This is a genomic window from Luteimonas sp. 8-5, from assembly GCF_029763755.1.
GTDB lineage: Bacteria > Pseudomonadota > Gammaproteobacteria > Xanthomonadales > Xanthomonadaceae > Cognatiluteimonas.
This window is the reverse complement of the sequence record NZ_JARUVM010000175.1, coordinates 1-1429: the sequence shown is the minus strand read 5'-3', so window position 1 is coordinate 1429 and position 1429 is coordinate 1. Positions and strand designations below refer to the sequence as shown.

Sequence of the window (1429 nt, the reverse complement as noted above, 5' to 3'; positions counted from 1 at the left end):
AGGCCCAGCGTGCCGCCACGACCCGCGTGGCCCGCCTGGAACAGGCCGAGCCCCAGCCGCAGGTGGCAGTGGCCGGCGCCAATCCCGGCTCCAACCCGTTCACCCCCGAGGCTGCGCCCATCACCACCCGGCCCTGGCCGCGCGCGCTGCTGCCCAATGCCGGCGGCGCCTTCAACGTCGGCTACGGCAACCTCCAGCCTTTCCCCCGCGACACGCATCCCTTCCGTCCGGCACCGGTCGACGAAGCCGGGGGGCAGCCGCAGGCATCGCAGCCGCAAGCACCAGTTCCTTCTCCCAGGTAGATCAACCGATGAACGATTCCTCCCGCGTGCGCCCGTTGCGCACCAAGGTCGGCGCGCTCGCGCTGGTCGCCGTCGTCTCCGCCGCCACCACCGCCGTGGTGCTGCCGCAGGCCACCGCGCAGTCCTCGGCCGCGTCCGCGCCGGCGCCGCAGCTCGTGCAGGGCCTGCCGGACTTCACCAATCTCGTCGCCCGGGTCGGCCCGGCGGTCGTGAACATCGAGGCCACCAGCGACGGCCGCAGCGACGCCGACAGCCTGGGTGGCATGCCGGGCAACGACGAGATCCCCGAGATCTTCCGCCGCTTCTTCGGCCCGGGGATGGTGCCCGACATGCCGCGCGGCATGCCGCGGCGCGGGCAGGGCGTGTCCATGGGCAGCGGCTTCATCATTTCCGCCGACGGCTACGTGCTGACCAACCACCACGTCATCGACGATGCGGACAAGGTCGCGGTGAAGCTCTCCGACAGCCGCGAGTTCACCGCCAAGGTGGTCGGCAGCGACGAGAAGTCCGACATCGCCCTGCTCAAGATCGAGGCGAAGGACCTGCCGACCCTGCGCATCGGCGATTCGAAGGAGCTCAAGCCCGGGCAGTGGGTGGTCGCGATCGGTTCGCCGTTCGGCCTCGACCATTCGGTCACCGCCGGCATCGTCAGCGCCGTGGGCCGCGCCGCCGGCGTGCAGCAGCAGTACGTGCCGTTCATCCAGACCGACGTGGCGATCAATCGCGGCAATTCCGGCGGCCCGCTGCTCAACACCCGCGGCGAAGTGGTCGGCATCAACTCGCAGATCTTCAGCAACTCCGGCGGCTACATGGGCGTGAGCTTCGCCATCCCGGTGGACCTGGCCATGAATGCGGTCAAGCAACTCAAGGACACCGGCAAGGTCCAGTACGGCATGATCGGCGTCGGCCTGCAGGCCATGACCCGCGAGTTCGCCACCGCCATGGGCCTGCCCGACAGCCGCGGCGCCCTGGTGCGGGACGTCACCCCGGGCGCGCCCGGCGAAAAGGCCGGCCTGCAGCCGGGCGACGTGATCCGCAGCGTCGACGGCCGGGCCATCAACCAGTCCAGCGACCTGCCGCCGGTGATCGGCGCCAAGGCCCCGGGGACCAAGGTGACCCTGGGCGTG

General features: G+C 71.0%; 1 protein-coding gene and 1 pseudogene. Both read left to right on the top strand.

What is annotated here, in order from left to right:
- A pseudogene (locus QAA18_RS12760) lies at positions 1 to 302 on the top strand (hypothetical protein); the annotation flags it as partial.
- 8 nt (positions 303 to 310) lie between these two features.
- The coding region (locus QAA18_RS12755; RefSeq protein ID WP_279413464.1) for a Do family serine endopeptidase at positions 311 to 1429 on the top strand (1119 nt) is incomplete at its 3' end.